The sequence below is a fragment of the Pseudomonas sp. RIT-PI-r genome (assembly GCF_001297015.1).
GTDB lineage: Bacteria > Pseudomonadota > Gammaproteobacteria > Pseudomonadales > Pseudomonadaceae > Aquipseudomonas.
Genome location: NZ_LIGE01000001.1, coordinates 1 through 318, shown reverse-complemented (window position 1 = coordinate 318; position 318 = coordinate 1). Strand labels below are relative to the sequence as shown.

Annotated in this window: 1 protein-coding gene and 1 pseudogene; both read left to right on the top strand. The window is 52.8% G+C overall.

Annotated features, from left to right (window positions below; genetic code table 11):
- A pseudogene (locus AK821_RS29770) lies at positions 1-72 on the top strand (Hcp family type VI secretion system effector); the annotation flags it as partial.
- A 130-nt stretch (positions 73-202) separates the two neighbouring features.
- Positions 203-318, top strand: a 116-nt coding sequence (locus AK821_RS31215; protein WP_442965563.1) for a hypothetical protein, incomplete at its 3' end; no start/stop codon positions are given.

Sequence of the window (318 nt, the reverse complement as noted above, 5' to 3'; positions counted from 1 at the left end):
CGTAAAATCACCTGGACCCACGAAGTATCCGGTACTTCGGGTTCCGATGACTGGCGTGCTCCAGTCGTTTAATTACGGCTGATCGTTACAAGCATCGGCCAGCTCTGCTGGTCGATGTTGTTTTCGCCTTCCAGAATTTCGCGTAAGTTGAGCCGTTTTGCGGTCGTCGACTCACGCCGCTGTACAGCACAAGGAACAAGGGATGTTCGCGCCGGCCAATGAAACTCACTTTGCCCTGACCATCGAAGGTCTTTCTGCTGACTTTCAGGTATTCACCCTGCAAGGTCGCGAAGCCATCAGCCAGCCTTTTGTCTTTGA